The organism is Aeromonas sp. 1805, from assembly GCF_013085525.1.
GTDB lineage: Bacteria > Pseudomonadota > Gammaproteobacteria > Enterobacterales > Aeromonadaceae > Aeromonas > Aeromonas hydrophila.
On the sequence record NZ_CP038515.1, the window covers coordinates 4558554 to 4581463 of the forward strand.

General features: G+C 51.5%; 25 protein-coding genes and 2 pseudogenes. 17 read left to right on the forward strand and 10 right to left on the reverse strand.

Features of this window, described 5'->3' with window-relative positions:
• The first annotated feature begins 6 nt into the window (after positions 1 to 6).
• The 8 genes from E5E96_RS22795 to E5E96_RS21220 all read left to right on the forward strand — a co-directional run bounded on the left by E5E96_RS22795 (position 7) and on the right by E5E96_RS21220 (position 5683).
• Positions 7 to 1305, forward strand: a complete 1299-nt coding sequence (locus E5E96_RS22795) for a type III secretion system needle length determinant (RefSeq protein WP_301271275.1) — start codon at positions 7 to 9, stop codon at positions 1303 to 1305.
• Positions 1302 to 2225 (forward strand): type III secretion system cytoplasmic ring protein SctQ, encoded by a 924-nt coding sequence (sctQ, locus tag E5E96_RS21190; RefSeq protein ID WP_171283084.1) that lies wholly within the window; start codon positions 1302 to 1304, stop codon positions 2223 to 2225. Before E5E96_RS22795 ends, sctQ begins: the two co-directional genes overlap by 4 nt.
• Positions 2222 to 2875: a SctR family type III secretion system export apparatus subunit AscR gene (gene ascR, locus E5E96_RS21195; protein WP_171283085.1), complete on the forward strand. Its 654-nt coding sequence runs from the start codon at positions 2222 to 2224 to the stop codon at positions 2873 to 2875. Before sctQ ends, ascR begins: the two co-directional genes overlap by 4 nt.
• Position 2876: 1 nt before the next feature.
• A complete protein-coding gene (ascS, locus tag E5E96_RS21200; RefSeq protein WP_017408012.1) occupies positions 2877 to 3143 on the forward strand; it encodes a SctS family type III secretion system export apparatus subunit AscS in 267 nt (88 codons plus the stop codon).
• Entirely contained in the window at positions 3140 to 3928 is a 789-nt protein-coding gene (sctT, locus tag E5E96_RS21205; protein WP_042066755.1) for a type III secretion system export apparatus subunit SctT, read from the forward strand. The genes ascS and sctT overlap by 4 nt, the downstream gene beginning before the upstream one ends.
• On the forward strand, positions 3925 to 4983 hold the full coding sequence (gene ascU / locus E5E96_RS21210; RefSeq protein ID WP_171283086.1) for a SctU family type III secretion system export apparatus subunit AscU: 1059 nt from the start codon (positions 3925 to 3927) through the stop codon (positions 4981 to 4983). Before sctT ends, ascU begins: the two co-directional genes overlap by 4 nt.
• A 119-nt stretch (positions 4984 to 5102) precedes the next feature.
• Positions 5103 to 5300 carry a hypothetical protein gene (locus tag E5E96_RS21215; protein WP_171283087.1) on the forward strand — a complete coding sequence of 66 codons (198 nt, stop codon included), beginning with the start codon at positions 5103 to 5105 and terminating at the stop codon, positions 5298 to 5300.
• On the forward strand, positions 5297 to 5683 hold the full coding sequence (locus E5E96_RS21220; protein WP_171283088.1) for a hypothetical protein: 387 nt from the start codon (positions 5297 to 5299) through the stop codon (positions 5681 to 5683). Before E5E96_RS21215 ends, E5E96_RS21220 begins: the two co-directional genes overlap by 4 nt.
• A 43-nt stretch (positions 5684 to 5726) precedes the next feature.
• Here the strand turns inward: E5E96_RS21220 and E5E96_RS21225 are convergent, their stop codons facing one another.
• From E5E96_RS21225 to E5E96_RS21265, 9 genes are all read right to left on the reverse strand, one after another.
• On the reverse strand, positions 5727 to 5906 hold the full coding sequence (locus E5E96_RS21225; RefSeq protein WP_171281271.1) for a hypothetical protein: 180 nt from the start codon (positions 5904 to 5906) through the stop codon (positions 5727 to 5729).
• A gap of 306 nt (positions 5907 to 6212) precedes the next feature.
• Positions 6213 to 7484: a VWA domain-containing protein gene (locus tag E5E96_RS21230; RefSeq protein ID WP_171283089.1), complete on the reverse strand. Its 1272-nt coding sequence runs from the start codon at positions 7482 to 7484 to the stop codon at positions 6213 to 6215.
• Positions 7485 to 7512: 28 nt separating this feature from the next.
• On the reverse strand, positions 7513 to 8166 hold the full coding sequence (locus tag E5E96_RS21235) for a hypothetical protein (protein ID WP_171283090.1): 654 nt from the start codon (positions 8164 to 8166) through the stop codon (positions 7513 to 7515).
• A gap of 69 nt (positions 8167 to 8235) precedes the next feature.
• Entirely contained in the window at positions 8236 to 8814 is a 579-nt protein-coding gene (locus tag E5E96_RS21240) for a TerD family protein (RefSeq protein WP_017408006.1), read from the reverse strand.
• Between the two features lie 101 nt (positions 8815 to 8915).
• Positions 8916 to 9500 (reverse strand): TerD family protein, encoded by a 585-nt coding sequence (locus E5E96_RS21245; RefSeq protein ID WP_026080073.1) that lies wholly within the window; start codon positions 9498 to 9500, stop codon positions 8916 to 8918.
• 32 nt (positions 9501 to 9532) lie between these two features.
• The gene (locus tag E5E96_RS21250) at positions 9533 to 10582 is read right to left on the reverse strand and encodes a TerC/Alx family metal homeostasis membrane protein (protein WP_017408004.1); all 1050 of its coding nucleotides are present in this window, start codon (positions 10580 to 10582) and stop codon (positions 9533 to 9535) included.
• 16 nt (positions 10583 to 10598) lie between these two features.
• Positions 10599 to 11117, reverse strand: a complete 519-nt coding sequence (locus E5E96_RS21255) for a tellurite resistance TerB family protein (RefSeq protein WP_277394642.1) — start codon at positions 11115 to 11117, stop codon at positions 10599 to 10601.
• Positions 11080 to 12237: a TerD family protein gene (locus E5E96_RS21260; RefSeq protein ID WP_171283091.1), complete on the reverse strand. Its 1158-nt coding sequence runs from the start codon at positions 12235 to 12237 to the stop codon at positions 11080 to 11082. Before E5E96_RS21260 ends, E5E96_RS21255 begins: the two co-directional genes overlap by 38 nt.
• Positions 12237 to 12836 carry a TerD family protein gene (locus tag E5E96_RS21265; RefSeq protein ID WP_017408001.1) on the reverse strand — a complete coding sequence of 200 codons (600 nt, stop codon included), beginning with the start codon at positions 12834 to 12836 and terminating at the stop codon, positions 12237 to 12239. Before E5E96_RS21265 ends, E5E96_RS21260 begins: the two co-directional genes overlap by 1 nt.
• Before the next feature lie 510 nt (positions 12837 to 13346).
• On the opposite strand from E5E96_RS21265, the gene E5E96_RS21270 reads away from it, so the two are divergent.
• The 9 genes and pseudogenes from E5E96_RS21270 (at position 13347) to E5E96_RS21305 (ending at position 20622) form a co-directional block, all read left to right on the forward strand.
• A complete protein-coding gene (locus tag E5E96_RS21270; protein ID WP_171283092.1) occupies positions 13347 to 14435 on the forward strand; it encodes an ATP-grasp domain-containing protein in 1089 nt (362 codons plus the stop codon).
• Positions 14432 to 15565: a phosphoribosyltransferase domain-containing protein gene (locus E5E96_RS21275; protein WP_171283093.1), complete on the forward strand. Its 1134-nt coding sequence runs from the start codon at positions 14432 to 14434 to the stop codon at positions 15563 to 15565. Before E5E96_RS21270 ends, E5E96_RS21275 begins: the two co-directional genes overlap by 4 nt.
• Positions 15566 to 15572: 7 nt before the next feature.
• On the forward strand, positions 15573 to 16355 hold the full coding sequence (locus E5E96_RS21280; RefSeq protein ID WP_043145659.1) for a hypothetical protein: 783 nt from the start codon (positions 15573 to 15575) through the stop codon (positions 16353 to 16355).
• Between the two features lie 3 nt (positions 16356 to 16358).
• A complete protein-coding gene (locus E5E96_RS21285; RefSeq protein ID WP_026080071.1) occupies positions 16359 to 17441 on the forward strand; it encodes a cysteine protease StiP family protein in 1083 nt (360 codons plus the stop codon).
• A complete protein-coding gene (locus E5E96_RS21290; RefSeq protein ID WP_017407996.1) occupies positions 17442 to 18398 on the forward strand; it encodes an HpcH/HpaI aldolase/citrate lyase family protein in 957 nt (318 codons plus the stop codon).
• Between the two features lie 5 nt (positions 18399 to 18403).
• Positions 18404 to 18970, forward strand: coding sequence for a DUF4236 domain-containing protein (locus E5E96_RS21295; RefSeq protein ID WP_171283094.1), 567 nt, complete (start codon positions 18404 to 18406; stop codon positions 18968 to 18970).
• Between the two features lie 34 nt (positions 18971 to 19004).
• A complete protein-coding gene (locus E5E96_RS21300) occupies positions 19005 to 19436 on the forward strand; it encodes a tellurium resistance protein TerW (protein ID WP_171283095.1) in 432 nt (143 codons plus the stop codon).
• Between the two features lie 12 nt (positions 19437 to 19448).
• Positions 19449 to 19616, forward strand: a pseudogene (locus E5E96_RS22700) (IS3 family transposase); the annotation flags it as partial.
• A 57-nt stretch (positions 19617 to 19673) separates the two neighbouring features.
• A pseudogene (locus E5E96_RS21305) lies at positions 19674 to 20622 on the forward strand (IS3 family transposase).
• Between the two features lie 545 nt (positions 20623 to 21167).
• Here E5E96_RS21305 and E5E96_RS21310 read toward each other — a convergent pair.
• Positions 21168 to 22901 carry a toxin-antitoxin system YwqK family antitoxin gene (locus tag E5E96_RS21310; protein WP_171283096.1) on the reverse strand — a complete coding sequence of 578 codons (1734 nt, stop codon included), beginning with the start codon at positions 22899 to 22901 and terminating at the stop codon, positions 21168 to 21170.
• Positions 22902 to 22910 lie beyond the last annotated feature (9 nt).

The window sequence follows — 22910 nt, forward strand, 5'->3', positions numbered from 1 at the left end:
CCAGAGATGAACCGACTCACCGCCCCCCGCGCTGATACCAAGATTGCTTGCGAGCAACACAGCTTGCAACGCGAAGCGAACAAGGCTGATCCGGCGCAGCAGCAGCGCTTCGAACAGGCCCTACAGCTCGAGTCCGCATCACAGAAAATGCGTGATCAAAAGAGAGTGCCAGGCAGACAGGAGCAAGAGCGCCGGTCAAAACCGGATGCCCCCCTGTCAAACAGCAAAGCGGCTAACAAGGAGTCGGAACTGGCAGAGAGGAAGCTAGCACGTCCAGCCCCACACGCCAAAGTCCCCCATGACAAACAGGAGGGAGGCGATTGGCAGGAATCCCAGCAGCCTCCAGCGACGTCCCCTCAGATCCACGAGGGTATGCAGGCACCAACCACGAAGCAAGAGCGCGAGACAGCACAAGCCGAGCCGACAGAGCAAGCCTGGAGGTTACCACGTGAGATCACCAGCGGCCCTGAGTTGATTACCGTAGCCGAACCGGACACCCAGAGAAGCCTCAATGGAAGCCCAGCCGAGCTACCATTGACTACTCCAAAAGGCACCCAAACCAAACCACGACAGGATACATTGTCAATAGAGAGCAACCTGCTGGCCAATCGTCACAAGTTACCTGTAGCAGACGACTCGGACACTCAGGACAAAGTCGATGAATGTGCCTTGGACCAGACACTGCCTATACCAAACAAAATACTCACCCGGCTACAGCAGAGCGAAAAGCCCGCCGAGAGTATCCAGCTAAGCGACAGCAACAAACTGCAAGGGCCCAGCGAACTGGCCACTCGGCCTGAGGTCGGCGAACGGCTGCAAACAGAAGATGCACCTATTGAACTGGCACCAGTGGCCAGCGAGGAGGAGTTGCTTGCCAGAGAGAACTTTGCCGGCTCGGCCATCCGGGTTATTCCTCTCGCGACAACGCCGGGAGACCTGCTGCTGGCCCGGGTAACGCCCAGTTTTGATCATCACGAACTGGGCCAGCTGATCAGCCGGCTGGCAGTGGATATGCACCTTGAACTGGGTCGTCTGGATCGCCCCCCTCTGCTGCAACTCTCCCTGCCCGCGCTCGGGGAACTCACCATCCGCATCGAGCGTCATCAGGGCATGCTGCAGGTGGAGATGCTGGCCAGCGAACAGGGCTCCCAGCTACTCAATCAGGGTCGCAGTGAGCTTATCGATCGCCTGCAACGTCTCTACCCCGGTGAGCGAGTCGCCGTTGATCTCTTTACCCGGGGCGACAGCGAGCAGGGGTCGCGCCAGAAACGATCCATCTATGACGAGTGGGATGCCGACGCATGACATTGATTGCCTTTACCTCCGCCTCACCGGCGGAGCTGACCCTGCAACAGCGGCTCAGCCAGTGCCGCCATCACTATGGCTGGAGCGGCGGCGAGCTCATACTCGCCATCGCATCGCAGCCAGCGTCCCTCGACTACCGGTTGCAACTGCAGTGGCAGGGGCTCTCCCTGCCGCTTTTGTGCCACGGCGCCGAACTGGCCCGCTGGCTTGCGCAGGACCTGCAACAAGCCGCGCTGTTCAGCCTGCCAGAATCGCTGCAACTGGCGCTGATCGAGCGCCTTGGTCAACCTCTTGGCAACCTCAGCTGCTCGGCGTTGGCTCCGCTCACCACCAACGAAGCCGCCGGTCAGCCGGCACTGCAGCTGCTGCTCAAGCGGGAGGGGGTCACCCTCACCTTCTGGCTTGCCGAACCAGGCCCACTGTTTGGCAAGCTGCCCACTCGACCAAGCCAACAGCGCCTAGCGCTGCCCCTCACCCTCTCCTTGCAGTGGGGGGCAATGCGGGTCGCCATCAGTGAGCTTGAGACGCTGACCTGTGGCGATGTGTTGTTGCCACCACCTCACCCATTGCTCGGCCAGCAGTTGCTGGTCTGCGTCGAGGGGCGACCCTTCGCCTATTGCCTTCCCCATCAACAACATCTGGAACTGACTGCCATGCACAACACCGCCGATGACAATCTCGATGCAACCCAGCTGGATAACCTCCCCATCCAAGTTACCTTTGAAGTGGGCCGCCAGACGCTGGACTGGCACTCTCTGACCACCTTGCAACCGGGCTCACTCATCGATCTCGGCGCCCCCGTCGACGGCGAGGTACGCATCTTCAGCAATGGCCATCAGCTCGGTAGCGGCAGACTGGTTGAGATCCAAGGGCGACTCGGTGTGCGGGTCGAGAGCCTCAAGAGCGAGCCAGCGTCATGATCCAGTTACCAGACGAGCTAAACCTTATCGTCGGGCTGGCGCTGCTGGCGCTGCTTCCCTTTATTGCCGTGATGGCTACCTCCTTCGTCAAGCTGGCGGTGGTCTTCTCGCTGCTGCGCAACGCCCTGGGGGTACAGCAGATCCCCCCCAACATGGCGATGTACGGACTGGCCATCATCCTCAGCATCTATGTGATGGCTCCGGTCGGTTTCGCAACCCAGGATTACCTGCGCCAAAACGAGGTATCGCTCGCCAAATCAGAATCGGTGGAGAAGTTTCTCGACGAGGGAATGGCCCCCTACTGCGCCTTCCTGAAAAAACAGATCAAACCGCGGGAGCACGCCTTCTTCATCGACAGCACCAAACAGCTTTGGCCCAGCGAGTATGCCGATCGACTGGAATCCGACAGCCTGCTGATCCTGCTGCCTGCTTTTACCGTGAGCGAGTTGAGCCGGGCCTTCGAGATAGGGTTTCTGATTTATCTCCCCTTTATCGCCATCGACCTCATCATCTCTAACATTCTGCTGGCGATGGGGATGATGATGGTGTCCCCCATGACCATCTCGCTACCCTTCAAACTGCTGCTATTTGTGCTGCTTGATGGCTGGGCCCGTCTCACCCACGGGCTGGTCATCAGTTACGGAGGCTAACATGAGTCACGCCGATATCCTCCACTTCACCAGCCAGACCCTCTGGCTGGTGCTGATCCTCTCCATGCCGCCGGTGTTGGTGGCAGCGCTGGTGGGCACGCTTGTCTCCTTATTGCAGGCCTTGACCCAGATCCAGGAACAAACACTGGGCTTCGTCGCCAAACTGATTGCCGTGGTGATCACCCTGTTTGCCACTACCGCTTGGCTTGGCAACGAACTCTACAGCTTTGCCGACATGGTGCTATTCAAGGTGCCTCAGATCCAATGAACCTGGATAGCTTGCAGGGCCAGATGCTGGCCTACACCCTGTTGCTGCCGCGCTTTATCAGCTGTTTCGTCATGTTGCCGGTACTGAGCAAACAGATGCTGGGGGGTGCGATGATCCGCAATGGCGTAATCTGTTCGCTGGCCCTCTTTGCCTACCCCATGGTGGCCGACACGTTGCCACCCACCATCACAGCACTGGATCTTGCCCTGCTGGTAGCAAAGGAAGTACTGCTTGGCCTGCTGATCGGCTTTGTGGCCGCCATCCCCTTCTGGGCTATCGAAGCAAGCGGCTTTCTCATCGACAACCAGCGTGGCGCGGCCATGGCGTCCATTTTCAACCCGAGTCTTGCCAGCCAAACCAGCCCGACCGGACTATTGCTGACCCAGACTCTTATCACCCTTTTCTTTGCTAGCGGTGCCTTTCTCGCCCTCCTTTCTGCTCTGTTTCAGAGCTATGCCAGCTGGCCTGTCGCACACTTCTTCCCCACCATCGGCGATCGCTGGGTCAGCTTCTTCTACAGCCAGTTCAGCCAGATGCTACTGCTTTGCGCTCTGCTGGCCGCACCGCTGCTTATCGCCATGTTTCTGGCTGAATTCGGGCTGGCACTCATCAGCCGCTTTGCCCCCTCCCTCAACGTCTTCGTCCTGGCAATGCCGATCAAGAGCGCCGTTGCCAGTCTGCTGCTGGTTATCTACATCAAGTTGATGATGGACCACGCCTATAGGCAGGTGCTGGCGGTCATGGATCCGCTGCGACTGCTGATCCCCATTCTGGAGGCGCGATGAGCGGAGAGAAAACCGAGCAGCCCACCCCTAAAAAATTGCGAGACGCACGCAAGAAGGGTCAGGTGGTCAAAAGCAAGGAGGTGGTTTCCACCGCCATCATTCTGAGTCTTATCGGCATGTTGATGGCGATGTCCGATTACTATCTGGAACATCTGGGCAAATTGATGCTGATCCCGGAATCCCATCTCAATCTCCCCTTTACTCAGGCCCTCAACCATGTGCTGGAAAACCTGATGCAGGAGATGGCTTATCTCTGTATCCCGCTGCTCGGCGTCTCGGTACTGGTGGTTCTCATCTCCCACTTTGCCCAATACGGCTTTCTGCTGAGCGGCGAATCCATCAAACCGGACATCAAGAAGATCAACCCGGTGGAAGGGGCCAAGAAGATTTTCTCCATCAAGAGCCTGATGGAGTTCGTCAAATCCCTGCTCAAGGTCACTCTGCTCAGCCTGCTGGTCTGGATCACCATTGAGGGTAACCTGCAGGTGCTGTTGCAACTGCCAGGGTGCGGCATGAACTGTATTTCGCCTGTACTGGGAGGCATGCTGGCCCAGCTGATGGCAGTCTGCGCCATGGGCTTCGTGGTGATTGCCATCGCCGACTACGCCTTCGAACACTATCAGCACACTAAGCAACTCAAGATGAGCAAGGACGAGGTAAAACGGGAATACAAAGAAATGGAAGGGAGTCCAGAGATCAAGAGCAAACGCCGTCAATTCCATCAGGAGCTGCAGTCGAGCAACATGCGTGCCGACGTGAAGCGTTCCTCGGTCATCGTCGCCAACCCGACTCATATTGCCATCGGCATCCGCTACGAGCGAGGGGAGACCCCCCTGCCTGTGGTGACTCTCAAATTCACCGATGCCCAGGCACTGCAGGTTCGCAAGATAGCTGAAGAGGAAGGCATTCCAGTACTGCAGCGTATCCCATTGGCCCGTGCCCTCTATCGAGATGCGCTGATCAACAACTACATCCCTGCCGATCAGATCGAAGCAACAGCCGAGGTGCTGCGCTGGCTGGAACAGTGGCGTCAAAACGAAGGGCCGCAGTGGTAACCGCCATCGGGTTATCTGCGCACCGCTTCATCTAAAAATACCCGGCTTCAATTTATATCCAGTTGGCCCCTATTTTTGCGATCCTGTGCGCCAATCATCAACCACACGAAGAGATGGGCATGGAACTCAATTCCCGATTGACCCGACTGGTCAGGCAACTGGATGCCTATCAACCCAATCAACTGTCTACCGATGAGTGGCGGCTGCTCGCAGCGGATAGACGCTCGCCAGCCGACACTCCAGACAGAACATTGATGGCTAATCTATGGCCACAAGCAACGTTCGTTTTTGACACCACCAGCCAGGAATTCCCATGACATTCGATGCCATGTTATCCGGCCTCTGCCGCCATCTGTACCTGCCTCCGCACTACCGACATGCAGATGGACTGGACATCCCGGCGGGCCCCTTCACTCTTCATATCAGGCAGCAGGATCGGCTGGTGACCCTGTTCATTCCATTGGGCGATCTTCAGACCACATCGCTCGCCAACATGGCTGATTGGCCAATACTCCAGCTCAGCAACACAGATGAACGTAATACCCTGCTCTGGGCTCGCGAGTGGCTCGACAAGCTCAACCAAGAAATCATGGTGGATTTGATTAGCCGCATGCTGCATCAGGCACAAGCCTTGACGCTGGACAGCCAACCATCCACGACTTTGTCAGACAATCGACACTCTGCAGATCTTCACAGCTAAATGCACTATAGGGAATTCATCCCGACAAGACTCAGGCTAAATATTAAGCACCCAGATAGCAAAAGCCCCCGGCAACTAGGTTGCCGAGGACTTTTCTGAAGATGACGGAGGAGGTGAGAAGTACGTGACCTTTGGTGGACCGCATTCTTAAATGTTCTTTTTTAGCTTTTTTAGCTTTTTTAGCTTTTTTAGCTTTTTTAGCTTTTTTAGCTTTTTTAGCCATTGATGACATCTTGTCAAAACATAAGCGACAGAAAAATCCCCCCCCACAAATTAATTTTAGATTAATGATGTTTTGTTATCCTTGAGCATTAACTGCATATTACGGTGGAATTGAACAGACATCCGATGCCATTGGCAATGGTTGTTAGTGTACATCATTTTGGTTTTCAGTAATTTTTCGTGGAAACCATTTTGTTCATAACTGACAATTTTTACAAGATGGTACTGGCCTAACGATTACGGCCACTCTGATTTATTAATAATAAAAAAGGCGCCTAGTTTGGCGCACTTTTATAATAAAACCTCGTTAGTTAATAATTGACCTTCCCTTTGCTTCACTCAGCCAACCAGAAAACTCCGTAAGCAGCTTGTCATACAGGAGCTCATCTGAAACACTTTGGAAGTCATCTATTGGAAAAAAGTCTGTATTATCGATCACCCGGTCGGTAAAATTATCGAGATTTTCCAGAATACCGTAATTTGACCCACCTAGCCCGACAAATTTCCAGAATATTGGGTAGTTGGCAGATTCTCGGATCGCCTCTTTTATTGCTCGTGTCTTGCTTATGCCACCATCTGTGATAAAGACAATGTAGACCGGCTCCTTGCTATCTCTAAAATTATCAATAATTTCATTCATCACAGGAGGTTCGTTATTCGTTCCACCCAATGTTGGGAGCAGTTCAAACAGACCTCTCTTACCAGAGGACTGGATACTTGATATATACCCCTTCAGATTACTGAGAGAGACATTGGGATATTTTTTGTGCCGCTCAGCAAACCCCCAAACGTCCATCTGTCCGTCATCGTCAAACTGAGCAGCCAGCACAGCGATCCTTTCCAAAACAGCTTGGACATTGCCACGCTTGAACTGCGAGGTCATTGAGCCGGAGCCGTCTAGCACGAAAGCAACCTTGGCTTTCACTTGCTCAAGCTTGTGCTTCGCCAGACTCACACCAACAGGTTTTGCCAAACTGACAAGGTAAGGGGCCTGCTCAGCCAGCTTCTTCTCAAGGCTCACGCCTGCAGGGGACTTACGAGGTGCTGGAATGGGGGCCGGGGTCGGGGTTGTGGGCTCATCATCAACCACCACACCATAGTTGGTTGCCAGAGCGGCCAGACCGCCGTTAAAGCCCATCCCAAGGGCCTTGAACTTCCACGCTCCGCCGTGTCGGTAAATCTGGCCCATTATCAGAGCCTTCTCGCTGCGATCCACCAGAGGCACTTGATAAGTAACCTGACCGGCAATGCTCAACCCCAGAGAGGAAAGATGGGAGACGGTACTGCTGCCGTCAATCACCACTGTCAGAGCGATCTTCTGAATCGCCTCATCTACCTTTGAGGTGTTCACCGTATAGCGGCCCCCAGTGGCAGTCTTCTCGTAGCTGACTGCGCCATCCGGTGACTCGGGCTGATTGTAGAAGATAAAGTCGCTGTCGCTACGCACCTTATCAACATTTGTTAATAAAAATGCCGATGTATCAATGTCGCCACTGAATTCCCCCCCTTGCTGATAAGTCACCTCGATAACAAGCTCATGACCCGACAACTGCACGTTCTGACCAGAAATTAATTCCATATCACACCCCCACATACTTCTTAATAAATCAGTAGCCGAGATCTCGCCCAAACCTTATAGAAGTTCTGGCCTGCAAGGCAGATAGACATTCATCGCGTTTTTGTTTATTGCTGAAATTTATCTTTCGCGAACCAAAACGCCCATGAATAAAAAAGTTCACACCTTTCTCTCTCGTTACGCTAGAAATATCTTTAATGTCAATCGCCTCATAATCGCCCATCTTCCTGATGAAGCTCAAACGAAGATTTTCGCCAAAACTTGAGTTTTCAAGATCTGCCGGGATCACAATCTTCTTGTCATTGTCGTCGAAGATAACCCCGAAATATCGTACCGCTACTCGCTCTGCCATCTTTTTTATTGGGTAAAAAAAGGCAATCACAACCAGTGCGTCAACGCCAAAAAGTACCTTCGCATATTCAGGAGGAATAGCCGAAAGCAAATAGCTATTGGTGTAAAACATGGCAATAAGGCCAGTGGTGATAATTCCAGAGCTAAATATGATACTTCGCCACAGCAAGCCAGTATCATACACCCGCTGGGTGCCAGAGCCTTTCATGTGGCGTTTTTTAATATTATTATAGTGAAGATATGAAAACAACATGAACGGGAGAAATAAAATCACCCCGATAGCCATGAATATAAATCTCATAATCTCTTCATTAGCGCGATCATTCCTTGCCATAACTTCCCCTAAATTATCAAATGAAAAAGGGCAACATAGGGTTGCCCTTGAATTAATTTTTTTGGTCTATTAAGCCAGATTTACGCCATGGGCAGTAGCCAGAGCAGGCAGGCCACCAGCAAAACCTTGACCAACGGCCTTGAACTTCCATTCGCCATTGTTCAGGTACAGCTCGCCGAAGATCATGGCGGTTTCCACGGACGCATCTTCGGACAGGTCGAAGCGGGCAAGTTCTACTTGGCTTTCGTTGTTGGACATGCGGATGAAGGCGTTGGAGACCATGCCGAAGTTTTGCTTGCGCTGATCAGCTTCGTGGATGGTGACGGCGAAGACCAGCTTCTTGACGTCGGCAGGCACCTTGGAGAGGTCGATCTTGACTTGCTCATCGTCGCCAGCGCCTTCGCCAGTACGGTTGTCACCTTGGTGCTCGACAGAGCCACAGGGGCTGGTTTTTTGGCCGTAGAAGATGAAGTTTGCATCGGACAGGACTTTACCATCTTCGCCAACCATGAAGACAGAAGCGTCCAAGTCAAACGCAGAGCCGTCAGTCACACGTTGATCCCAACCCAGACCAGCCATTACCACTTTCAGGCCGGCGTCAGCCTTGGTCAGAGAGACGTTACCGCCTTTTTGCAGAGATACACCCATTTTAAAACTCCCGATTTGATTTGGGGAACGCCCCTTGATTTAGGGGGGAGTTCCCCCTTCTGTTTATTGCTTTTTGAAACAATTTTTAGCGCACTGATTTATCAGCTTGCGCTGATGCCATACTCGGCACAGACCGAAGCCAGACCGCCTTTGTAACCTTGACCAATTGCCTTGAACTTCCATTCGTTGTTGTGACGATACAGCTCTGCGAACAGCATGGCCGTTTCGGTGGAAGCATCTTCAGAGAGGTCATAGCGAGCAACCTCTTTCTGAGAGTCTTCGTTAACCAACCGGATAAATGCTCCGCTGACCTGACCGAAGTTCTGACCACGAGCAGCAGCATCATGGATGGTGACGACAAACACGATCTTGGCGACATCGGCGGGCACCAGATCCAAGTTGATCTTCAGACTTTCATCGTCGCCATCACCCTCGCCGGTACGGTTGTCACCAGTGTGTTTCACCGAACCTTCAACACTTGAAAGGTTGTTGTAGAAGATGAAGTCAGCCGGAGAGCGAGCCTTACCCGATGCATTCAGCAGGAACGCCGAAGCATCGAGGTCGAAATCCTGACCGTCGGTGGAACGAGCGTCCCAGCCCAGCCCCACCAGCACTCGTTTGATGGATGGGTCGGTTTTGGTCAGAGATACGTTGGCGCCTTTTGACAGAGAAACAACAGTAGTCATCGAAATTACCCTCTTTTGATGTTTTAAAAAAATCAGTTTTGCTGTTTTGCTTCTTCTGCCTCATCTTTCTTCTCGGGGAAGATGAAGCTCGCAAACACACCACAGAAAAGCACTACCAGAACAACACCCAAGCTTGCCATAGCGGAGATCGTGTAGTCGTGGTGGAAGATATGTGCTGTCGCATTCAGGCCAAGTTTGATGGCGATGAAGAACAGAAGCACGATTACCGCTTTCTCCAGATGCACCAAGTATTGCTTGAGCGCTTCCAGCACAAAGTACAGGGTTCTCAAGCCGAGGATGGCGAACATCATGGCACTGTAGACGATCAGAGGCTCACGGCTTACTGCAATGACGGCAGGTACGGAGTCGAAGGCAAACATGACGTCCGACAGTTCCACAACAGCCAAGCAGAGCATCAGGGGGGTTGCATAGAACGCAGCCTTACCGACACGACCAACCTGAATTCCCGCATTTTCCGGCTTAGCCAGCTCAGCATCGACTTCGGACTGCTTCAGCAGGAAAGCGTGACCACTGAGTCTCGGCCAGATGGGGAAGAAGCGCTTCACCATCCGATATGCCAGATGCTGGGAATAGTCCTCGATCTCGTCTTCATCATCGCCACTGCGCAGCATCATGACAGCCGTCCAGCCGACGATGGCAGCAAAGACCAGTTCCACCCAAGGGCCGAGCGCCAGCAGGCCAGTACCGATAGCAACAAAGATGCCACGGAACACGATTGCACCAATCACCCCCCAGTACAGTACCCGGTGACGATAGCCGTCCGGCACAGAGAACCAAGAGAAGATCGCCATCATGACAAACAGGTTATCAACGGACAGCACTTTTTCGAGGGCATAACCGGTGACGAACAAACTTGCCACTTCCGCGCCGTGATGCACGTACAGGAAGCCTGCGAACGCAAACGCGATGGCAACCCAGAAAAGTGACCACAGTACGGCACTCTTCAACGGGATGGGTTTGTCATCCCGGTGCATGAACAGATCGATGAGGATAGCCCCAACAGATAGCAGCACGAACACTGCAACTGTTTCAAGCGGGAAGCCAATATGCGTAGAACCCATGTTTTCTTTTCCTTAATTACTGTTGATAGTCGTTAGGGTCAAACCCGAGGGCCATGCAAATTTCTTTGACAGCCTGCTTTTCTGCGTTGTCGAAGTCACCATCACTTTTGGCAACGGCAACACCTACCCGGAGCGCCAATTGCGCAGCACCTTCATCCCCCTTCAGCGCGATGATATATTTCATCATCTCGCCCTTGCCTATATCGGCGTCGAATTGATAGCCGTCTTCCAGCTTTTTGAAAAACGCGATCACTTCGCTGGTATCAAACACTTTCAGCTCATCAGAATTCTTGATGAACCCCATCATCTTCTGCTTCTCACCGCTATCAGCACCCTTTGATGCAGTTGCGATATAAGCGCAGACAGCAACAGTGCCTTCCATGAACTTCTTGTTTTTAAAACGCCCTACTTGCGCAGCCAATTCGGCGCGGCCTTCGGAAAACGTCTTACGAACCCGATCAAAAATCGACATAAGCCCCCCATTGAGGATTGGTGAGTTATTTGCTTCCAGCAGTCCAGCGAAATCGCCAGCCAAAGGCATCATCCATATGCTTGTGACCATTGAAGTAACGGTTGATCCGTTCCACTTTAATAGCCCCGTTATCGTTTACCAGCCTTGCAATGGCACACATTCCACGCCCGGAATCACCTTCTGTCAGGTGTGTTTCGATAGGCGGTTGACCTTGAATATGCAGCGTCACCACACCATCGGTACTTTCCCAACTCGGCACACCCTCATAAATAAAGGCGTAGATCAGGACTTCCTTGATGTTGTCCCACTGTGCCCCATTGACGAACATCCATTCGCCATCGGTGCTGTCGCCAGTCCGGTCATCGGCTTGCAGCTCAACAAACGGGGAGCGATTCAGGCTACCAAATGCATCACCAAGCGCTTGTACCACATGCCGATTGCCGTCTTTGGTTTCAACAAACGCGCCCAGATCAAGATCGATCTGATTACTTCTGCCAAACATCCCCAAGCTGAAGCCACTCTTCTTGCTGCCACGGTGCCAGTTCAAGTTGATGCGGATGTTGCCGAATTTATCCCCCTGCTTGGTCAAACTCACGGTGGGCTTGTCTTTGCTCAACGTAACCTTTTGCAGGCTGATGGTAGGGGGCGGGGCAGGCTGCGTTTTTTGGGCTGGAGGCGGCGCCTGTTCATCCGACACCACTACGCCAAAGTGCTCAGCCAGCGGCTTAAGGCCACCATTAAACCCTTGCGAAACGAAGCGGAACTTCCACTCGTTGTTTCGGCGATACAGCTCACCCAAGATCAGGGCAGCCTCATTACGACCGCCCATCGGCACATCGCCGGAGAGCAGCACTACCCCCGCTTGCTCAACCTGAATTTTCAGGGTCCGCAGACTAGCAATCACCATCCCGGCATCTACCGTGGCGGAAAAAGCGATCTTCTGCACCGACGGTTGAATAGCGCCTAGGTTGATGTTGAATGAAGTATTTTGCGCCCCACCAGCCAACTCAATGGCCCCATCATCACTCCGAGACTGACCGTAGAAGATCATGTCCACTCCATCCTGCACCTTGCCATTGGCATAGAGGCGGAAAGCCGAGACATCTGCGTCAGCGCCAGAGAGCACCCGCACGATCAGCGGCTGGGTTGGAACAGGGGCGTTTCCCCCTTGGATAAGTTCCATTACTGCACCAGTTGTTCGAGGATCTGGGTGTACATGTCATCGATGGTGCGGCCAGTACAGGCCATACCTTGAGCGGTAAATGCCCATTCACCACCTTTGCGTTGAAGAGAGGCGATCAGAACCCCGGTGTGGTTCCCCTGCTCGGTCAACTGGAACTTCGCCAGCTCTTTAGCATTCTGGTCAACGACGCGGCAGTAGGCATTTTCGACCTCGTTGAAGGTTTGACCACGGAAGCTGTTCACAGTGAATGCGAGGTACTCCACGTTGCTCGGCAGCTTGGTCAGATCAACGTAGATGGTTTCATCGTCGCCATCACCCTCACCTGTCAGGTTGTCACCGCTGTGCTTGATAGAACCGCACTTGGACTTGGTTTGACGGAACCAGACGGTATCGATTTTGTCGCCACGCGCATCCAGCAGCACGACGCTGGCATCCAGATCGATTGAGTCGCTGCTACCGCCACCGAACATCTTGCCGAAGAAGCCGCTCTTTGCCTTGGCCGGATCCCAGCCCAGACCGAATTCCAGCTTGGTGAGTGCCGCGCCAGACTGCTTTGCCAGCGAGATCGTTTGGTGCTTTGCAAGAGATACTGAAGTCATCTAATACTCTTCCTTTTCTGATTTAAAAAATATCGTCAGCGTGAATGAGACGACATACCGAACATCGAGTAATACTTTTTAACATTTTCAGCAACTCTTGTCTCGGATGGGTATGAGTCGAATGTGTCTATTGTTAGCCACCTCACAGATTCAAGTCAATCATATTTTGACTGAGTTTTTTTGCAATTTATTACATTTTTAATTCTTGTTCTTTAATTTACAGCTTCATGATTTTTTTTAAAAAATTCATTTTCCCTGATTAAAAATAAAGCGAACGCCTAGTTTACTTAAGCCCCCACTAATAAATACTTGGATAGCATCTTTAGGAAGGCATGTTGCACACTATTCATCAGCATTGAAGCCTAACGCCTTACCATCTACCTCTGCTTTATATAGTCGAAATATCCAAGATGAAGTCAATCAAAATATGATTGACCTCAGTCAGCAACAAGCATACAGTTACCTCATGAAAAGAACTTTCTTACTTTCTGCTTTTTAAAGGTCAACACAATGCTCAAGTCTATTTGGTTCATGGAGGGCTTATCTTCCCAGCGAGATATTGTCCTTGCTGTAACGGATATGCGTAAACAATTCGGCCATGCATTTAAGGTGATCGCTTCACATCGAGGTAATCGTCCCGAAATCACCTCGGTAGCCGATGTTTCTTTGACTGAGCCAAAACTGGATTCAGAGCGTTTTGAGTTTATTAAAAATGTAGTGGCGGAATTGAACGTCGCTGCAATTCATACTGGCCGCAATTGCCATTGGTTTGAAGAGCGCCGCCAGGGTATCGAATCTCTTGGGGTTTCTCTCACCACTGGCTCGATTGATCTCGACATGATTTCACTGGCCGACGACAAGGTACGTTACGCCCATTTCATGGAGCAATATAAGTTGCCTGTCGTGCCATCCCTGCAGATCAATGACGTCTCCGATCTGGAAAGACAAATTAGCTCAAAGCTTTTTGAGGGGGAACTGTCCTGCATCAAGCCGGTCGTCGGCATTTACGGGATTGGTTTCTGGATCCTTGACCCTGCGGTTAGTTCGATGGCCGCCTTCAACAACCCCGACAATCGTCGTGTTCATCCTCATACCTATGTAGCGGCGATGCGCAGTGAAACATCGAAAAAACTGCCAGAGCCTATGGTGATGATGCCCTATCTGGTAGGCCCAGAGCGCTCGGTTGATATGTTGGTTGAGCAGGGCAAAGTTATTGCAGCGGTAAGTCGTCGTAAAGAAGGCCCTTTGCAATACATTGAACAATCCGGCGAAGCTTTCGAGTTGGCGAAAGCCTGTGCAGAACTGATGCGAGCTGATGGACTGGTCAACGTCCAAACTCGCAACAACAGCGAGGGCAAGCCCTTGCTGCTTGAAATCAACATGCGCCCATCTGGCGGGATCTGCTATTCCCGCTCCTGCGGAATCAACCTGCCCGGCATATTTGCTCTGCGCAAACTGGGTCTGATTGACCAAGAGATTGCGATTACCATGGGTAAAGACGGCTTTAACCCTACGGTCGTGCGCTCTGTTAGCAGCGTTATTGCACTCCCTGAGCCCCAGGGTTCTGAAATTCAAAAAATCGAGGACACTGAGGCATGAGTAATCACCAGCAAGTTTTCCAGCGCAAGCTGTCAACTGGCACCGTGACGGTTGTCAGCCAACAATATGCGCCGCTGGACGATTTATTTGAAATTGCCGAGCGCCGTAATCCGAAGCGGGCATTTCTGTTCGTCAGCAAATTGCTTGGGCGCCATATCCCCATCAAGCCAAACGTGATGCGAGACAGCTATAAGACGCTCGCATCTCGGATGCCCGATGATCTGCCTGAGCCTGTCCTGTTTATCGGGATGGCCGAAACCGCTGTCGGCCTTGCTGCCGGGGTATATCAGGAAGCTAGCGCCTCCCTGTCTGAATCTGTGTTTCTGACATCAACCCGCCATCCGGTTGATGGTGATCTGCTGTGCGAGTTTAAAGAAAATCACTCTCATGCGACCGATCACCTAATCTACTGGCCTGAAGATCCGACACTGACTGAGCGTGTAGAAGAAGCGAAAACGCTGGTACTGATCGACGACGAAGCTACAACCGGTAATACCTTTGCCAACCTCTATGCCGCGCTGATGGATGCGGGACTGGATGGCATTGAACATCTGGTCGCAGTCACCCTGACCGACTGGAGTCAGGGTGCCCTGATGGATAAAGTCGATGTACCTGCACTCACTTCTATCTCTCTGGCTCAAGGCCAATGGTCCTGGGAAGCAGATCCGCAAGCCAGCAGTCCTGTCATGCCGAGCGTGAACGTAACAGCCAAGGGGGCGGTCGATATCGTTGGCCCTCAGTGCTGGGGTCGTCTTGGAATGGATGAGACCTTCTGTCGGATTGGTTTGCATATCGAAACCGTCCCGGCTGACAAGGTGTTGGTGCTTGGCACCAGCGAATTTGTCTGGCAGCCCTTCTTGCTGGCTGAAAAGCTGGAAAAACAGGGTGCTGATGTTTATTTCAGCTCAACCTCGCGTTCCCCTATTGCGATTGGCCACGCAATCAAATCCGCAATCACCTTCACCGATAACTACGGTCTGGGGATCCCAAACTTTGCCTACAACATCGCCCACCAGCGATTTGACCGAATTTATCTGTGTTGCGAGACACCTGCCGACGGCCTCGATCCGCTGCTACTGACAGAGCTGAAGGCTATCGCAAACTACGTTGAGATCATTACCTATGAGTAGCCAAGTCATGACCAATACCATCGTTCGACCTGTTGTTCTCCCCGATCTGGACGACACCCTGTTTCAGACCAAACGCAAAATGGTCAATGAGCTGGCACAAGAGCCCTTCCGTGTCGGGGCGCTGGATCGCAGCTTGAGCCCGCGCAGCTACATGAACGAAGAGCAGGCTATGCTGGTCGATTGGCTGCTGGCAAATGCAGAAGTTATCCCCGTCACTGCCCGTGGTACAGAGGAATTTTCGCGTGTGCAGATCCCCTTTGCCTCTTGGGCAATCACCACTCACGGCGCAGTGATCCTGACCCCAGAAGGCAAGTGCGATCCCAAGTGGCAAGAGCACATCACAACCGCTCTACAGCCATACTGCCAGTGCTTGCTGGACATGCAAGAGCAGATCACCAGGTTGATGGCCGAGCGTGGTATCGAAGCGTGGGCACGTATTAATTATGAATACGACGACATGCCCATCTATCTTGTCATGAAGCACAGCGACAGCACCAAGTTGGCTGAACTCAATGCTATCGGTGATGAGATCGAAGAGATGTTCGGGACACAAGGGTTCTACATCCATCGCAACAGTAACAACATCGCTTGGTTGCCGAATTGCATTGAAAAAGGTCTCGCAGCTCGCTACCTGCTAAGCAAGCTGCGGGAAGAGCGCGGCACCTTCCCTACCATCGGCCTTGGCGACAGCCTGACAGATTTCAGCTTCCTTCGCCTCTGCTCTTGGTTCGGTATGCCGAAGCAAAGCCAGTTTGTCGATGCCATCAAGACCAACGTTTTTGGAAAGTAACCTGTGACCACTAAACCAGTTTTTACCGGCTCTTACCGTGAAGGTGATGTCGAATTCCTGTTGACTCCCGTCACCATCGAACTGACCTCCGTTGAGGAAAAAGAGACCCTGATCCAGTCGGGCAAAAAGCACTACTCAGACATGCTGAGTCAAGAGCCTGCCCCAACCGCCTATCACCTCGACCTGTTCAGCAAGGCGACCACCATTGGTGCCAAGCGTCTGGCGACCGAAGTAATGATGCTGGCTGTTTCGCTGCTCAAAGAGTACGGCAATACCCCGATTGTACTGGCAAGTCTGGTGCGAGCCGGTGTGCCGCTCGGAGTCATGCTGCAACGTGCTCTGACCATGCTGGGAAAGGAGTCTTATCACTACGGCATCAGCATCATCCGTGATCGCGGGATTGACGAAGCTGCCCTCTCTGTTATCGAGCAGCGCCATGGCACTGAAGGCATCGTCTGGGTCGATGGCTGGACAGGGAAAGGCGCGATCACAAAAGAGCTGACCAAGGCCCTGTCTGGCCGCGTTGGCTATCCAGCTCAACCCCGGCTTGTGGTACTGGCCGATCCGTGCGGCTGCGCGTGGATGTCTGCCACTGAAAACGATTGGTTGATACCGTTTGGCATCATGGGGGCGCCCGTATCTGGCATGATCTCCCGCTCGCTCTACAGCGAGGAAGGGTTCCACCAGTGCATGGTGTGCAACCATTTGACCGAGTATGAATGCGGTCTGGCGCTAGCTGATGCGGTTGAGGAATGCTGCCGCTCTAACAAGATGCTGACCTCCCCTATCGATGTCGCTGCATTGGCCCCGGTTAAGGCCCAACTTTGGGAGCAGAGCAAGGCCGTCATTGCCATGCTGGCCGACCGATTCGAGATTTCCAGCATCAACCGCATCAAGCCGGGGATCGCCGAAGCTACTCGTGCTGTCCTGCGCCGAGTACCAGACCATGTGCTCGTGCGTTCCATCAATGACCCCGATGTCTCTCTATTGGTCTACCTCGCCAAAGAGAAAGGTATTGAAATCACAGAAGTCGGCGATCTAATTGGCCAGTATCGCGCCGTGACTATTATTAAAAAGGTGCTTTGAATGAAAAAAGAAATCTCTGCCTATGGTCTTGGAGCGACGCTGTATATGCCCGCGACCCGCCATGATATCGTTGATTGCATCGTGACCGGCAAAATTGCTGGACTACGTTCACTGGTTATCTGTCTTGAGGATGCGGTGACCGAGCAGGACTTGCCTGCCGCCATGGAAAACCTCAAGAGGATGCTGGTGGCCCTGTCTAAGGAAAAGCAGCACCACAGCCTGATCGGTTGGCCGCTGATCTTCATCCGGCCTCGTAACGAGCAAATCGGTCAACAGTTGGTCGATGAATACGAGCTGAGTGCTGTCGATGGCTTTGTGCTGCCCAAATTCACCCTTGCTAGCTTGGCTGACTGGTCAGCAGTACTGGCAAATACTCACCTGCACTGGATGCCGACACTGGAAACTGAAGATGTTTTTGATGTCAATGCCATGCAAGAGCTTGTGACCGTACTGGAAACTCATGAGTGCCGTGACAGGATCATCGCACTGCGGATCGGCGGCAACGACCTGATGAACTGTGTATCGCTGCGCCGGTCTCGCGAGTTCACCCTCTATGACGGCCCCATGGGGTATGTCATCAAAATGCTCGTCGCGGTATTTGGCTCCAAAGGGTTTGCCCTGACTGCTCCTGTTTGCGAGCACATTGATAACCACCGTCTCTTGGAAAAAGAGCTGGCCCTTGATATCGCCCACGGATTGGTCGGAAAGACAGCTATTCATCCGAATCAGATCGGGATTATTCAAAAAGCCCTGATAGTCAGCTCCCTTGACCACGAGGACGCTTTGCGTATTAATAATTCCTCCAAAGCCGTCTTCAAAGCTGGTGGGGCAATGTGTGAACCGGCTACACATCGCCGCTGGGCACAAAGCATTTTGGATCGCGTCCACTACTTCGGTGTTGCTCAAGCATCTTCATCTGCCGCAGCCTCTCCCTCTATGCAGGCTCAACACGGGTAACATCAATGGGCTTTCGATTTCGTCGCAGCATTACCATTATTCCGGGCGTTCGACTGAGCCTCAGCAATGGTAGTCCTAGTTTGAATGTCGGCCCAAGGGGAGCGTCCATCTCCTTTGGTAGTCGCGGCGCCTACTCAAACATAGGGCTAGCTGGCACGGGTCTGATTTATCGAACCAGACTTGATAAAGCCACTGCCTCATCAAACAACGCGGCAAGAGCTAGTGCCGAAACGAAAGAACAGTTACGTAGTTCGCTGCTGGCCTCTGCCGAGCAGATGAATACCTTGATTGAGCAGATGATCAATGTCCATACCATGACCCCAGATCCTACACTGGGGCATGGCATGGTAGAGAATGTCAGCATCTGTGGATTTACTCAGCGGATCAGCAAAGCCACCGGTTACTTGGTCGATGACTACATTATCGAGTGCATGGCAGACCGAACTCGTTTTTTAAATATTAATTTTTCTGCGCTGGACTCGATAGATCCAATAGAGGCAATAAATGCATTCAGTCCAAATCGGAAAATGACAGCAACATTTATTTTTCAGTCAATCATCACAACACGGTGATTCTAAAACCATTTTAAATAACGGTAATTTACGCATGATGTTAAGCGCAAAACAGAAACGGGCATTCACTTTAGCGATATCGCTTTTTTCAGAGAAACATGTTTCTGCAACAAAAATCATTGAAGATCTTGGCTGCTCTGAGGCGACGCTGACCCGCAGCCTTCGAGATCTGCGCGAAACCTACAACGTTACCATCAAGTACAGCAAAAGCACCCACTCATACCAGCTTACGGATGCGGGTAACTTAACAAAGAAAGATATCTCTCATATGCAAACGGCCATCGAAAAGCACGATGCATCTGATAGCAACGATGAAACCGTCAGCCTCACAAAAATAAGAAAGCGAGCAGTCACCCTTTCCCTTACAAAAGCAGCTATTTCCCGATTGGACTGGCTAGCTGCTACCGAGGGAAAAAAACGTAGTGATATTGTTGAATCACTGATAAATGGTACAACATCTCCATAAAAAGATAACGGGCCCAGGATCAGCAACGATAACCCCTGCTCGGAGTCGCAGTTCCGCACATAGAAATATTACTCTATATGGATTGCCGATGATTTAGCAATATACTCTTGGGTACACAGCTTTATACGCAGCTACAACACTCAATATCGTCATGGTGGGATTAAGTTTGTGACGCCAAAGCCCCCCAGTTCCCTAGACACCTCAGAGCCTTAAAATGAGGCAACTATTGGAGGTGTTATGTCCCGTCAACGTTATCCAGAAACATTCAACATCGAATCGGTTAAACAAATCACCGAGCGCGAACAGCCGGTAGCTGATGTTGTACGAGCCTTTGGGGTAGGCTCAGGCAGTACGGTAAGCCTGCTAACCCCGCTGCACGAAGAGTCTGCCTTGCAAGCCGAGATACGCCGTCTGAAAGACGAACTGCGCCAAGTCACCGAGGAGCGCAACATTTTAAAGGAGGCCGCTGCGTACTTTGCCAGCGAGTCAAGGAAAGGTACGCGTTCATAACCTCCTGACTCGGCCGGTACAGTGTCGTTACCCTGTGCAAGACCCTTGGGGTTCATCAAAGTAGCTTCTACGCGTGGTTTAAACAGCCCGTATCGTTGTGTCAGCAGCAGGACGAACGGCTGACCGGATTGGTCAAGCAATCCTGGCTGGAAACTGGTGCAGTCTAGGGTTATCGCAAGATCTATCGCGACCTTCGTGACGCAGGGGAAGCCTGCGGCAAGCACCGTGTGGCCAAATTAATGAAGCGAGAAGGGCTGCGTTCGCAAACGGGCTATCAACGTCGCCAGGGGCATTATGGGGGCAAGAGCCCACAGGCAGCCCCAAACATGCTGGCACGTCAGTTCAAGGTGCTAGACCTGTTCTCTCGCCAGACCGTCAGCTGGTCGATGAAGTCACGCATGGCGGCAGACTTGGCGGTGGATGGCAGGACTTTCTGAAGGCCCGCGACTTGCGTTGCCGTATGAGCTGGCGGGGTAACTGTCACGACAACGCTGTCGCCGAGAGCTTCTTTCCATTACTCAAGCGCAGGATTTACCCGACAAGAGATGAAGCCCGCAGCGACGTATTTGATTATATCGAGATGTTTTACAACCCAATCAGGCACCATGGTTCCAATGATGGGCTGTCGCCGGTAGAGTTTGAAATGCAGTTTATTTTTCAGCAACAGAGTGTCTAGAAAACCAAGGGCGATTCACCCCAGGATTTGGATAAATATTTAGGTGGTGGTCTATAAAGCCGCTAGGGGTTTTCATCCTGAGCGCTAGCCTGGTAAAACAAGGAACTGGACACCAGAAATTATAGTGGAGCTCAATCCGGAAAAGGAACGTCAAGCGGCATGAACAATGACAACTATCTTGAAAAATACCGTTCATGAATGGCCGAAAGACAAAAAACCATTGCATACCTCCGTTTGGTGGCTGTCAATGAGCTTGAGCTGACCGTTTTGCTCGAGCATGACTTGGAATTCAGCTTCCGACTTCTGCACTCAAAAAAAGGTCAGTGAGCAGGTATGTCGACCGCCCCTCTGGCTATGGCAGTGGTCCGAGGGTAGAGTTCTTGTTGATCATGGCATATCACTTCTGTTGATTTATATTTCTTGCTGAAATCACTCAGCATAATACTTCATGTTCTCCCTCCCCCAACACGCCATAAATAGCCATAACTCCCGTTCGGAGGCATCACCTACTTACTCGGAGATTAATAAAAGGGAAGTTTCTTAAGCTAGTAAATAGGGGGAAATAGGTCTGAGGTGACCACCGGTGGCGGCATTTCCTGATTTAAAAACTGGCCATGATTATAACTGTCAATCACTTTTATCCAGCCATGCACCTCAAACTCGTATTGCTTACCATCAAGCCTGCCCTGCTCGTCATAATTGGCGATTTGGAGCACATAATCTTCAGATGAGCGCAGTTCCCAATGGCCGACTTGTTTACCCTGGTCGAAACGACCATACCAATAACGTCTTTCAGGATTGGGTATTGGGCGGAAGCCGTACTCACCATCGGTAAATATCCAATCGCCATCCTGTTGACCATTGCGGTATACGCCTTTTTCATACAGTTGGCCATTGTTGGCGTAACGTTGCACTAAGCCGTCGGAGGTGCCATGGTTAAAATTTATTAATTCAAGCAGTTGCCCTGAACTTGTCTCATTACGAAACTCGCCATGGAGTTCACCATTGTCATCATAGCTAAAGGTGAGGCTGGCATCTTCTTGCTGCTTCTTCCATTTGCCAGAGGGTTTGTCATTGGTATATTGACCCTGTTCAGCCACCCAACGCTTACCAGTTTCATGGTCGAATTTCACCATTTCATAGGGGCCTTCACGCTTGCCTGCGTTAAAATGCTCGCGGGTGATAACGTCTGTACCACTACGGCGCTTGACGGACTCCACATACAAGCCTGTTAATATTTTATCGAGTTCCTCGCGACGATTCACTAATTCACCTTGCTCGTAGCCTTCGCTAAGTGACCAGTTTTTGAGCAGATCGTTTTCTGTGCTCTCAATCAGTTGGCCTTTACTAAAGCGCTGCTGTTTACGATAAACCCAGCGATTACCTTGGTATTTACTGTCAGTGGTTTTTTTAATTTTCCCTTGTTCATCGTATTCAATGGCTTGAAGGGCATTACCTTTATCGTTAGTCAGTTCCTTTAATTGGATCTGACCATTCTCATAGTAAGTCAGTTGCTCACCAACCTTATAATCAGCTTGAAATCGGTAATGGCGTTTGACTTTGCCATTGTCAAAATATTCAAAATAGTCACCGTGCCTTTTGTCTTTAACGTACTCTTGGGTCGAGATGACTTGCCCATTTAGGCCCCAAGTGGTCTCAGTACCTTGCAATAAACCATCAACGCGATGTTCTTCACGGTTAAGTTTACCAAGATTAAAATATTGACTCACGCAGGTTGGGTCATTGCAGATCTTGGCGGTGACTTCACCTTCGGGGCCAAAATGTTCACTGATGCCGACTTCTTGGCCATCTTTAAAGGTGGTTTTGTAGCGGATATTGCCACCATTCCAATAACCCTTTTCTAGACCTTGTTTCACACCATTTTCATAGTGCGATTCAACATACAGTTGGCCCGTGGCAATGTATTTTTTAAGCAAGCCATGAAGTTGACCTTGCTCGTTACGAAAGCCTTGTTCATATGGCTTGCCATCCTCAAAGTAACATTGATAAGCACCACGGAATTGTTCGCTGATAATTTTTTTACCGATATTGTTATCGGCGAGGGCACTAGCGCAAAAAAGCATATCTTTGTTTTTGTAATAAACCTCAGCCTTATAATGACCGTCTATTACTTCAGTCGATAGCTTTAAATAGTACTGAGCTTGTTTTTCATCTTTGACGACCTTCCAATGAGCATCTAGTAACACCTTTTCCGCATTAGCATGGGTGCTGATAAGTGCAAGTACTCCTAGGAGGAGTTTTACTTTAAATAAACGCACAACAGCTCC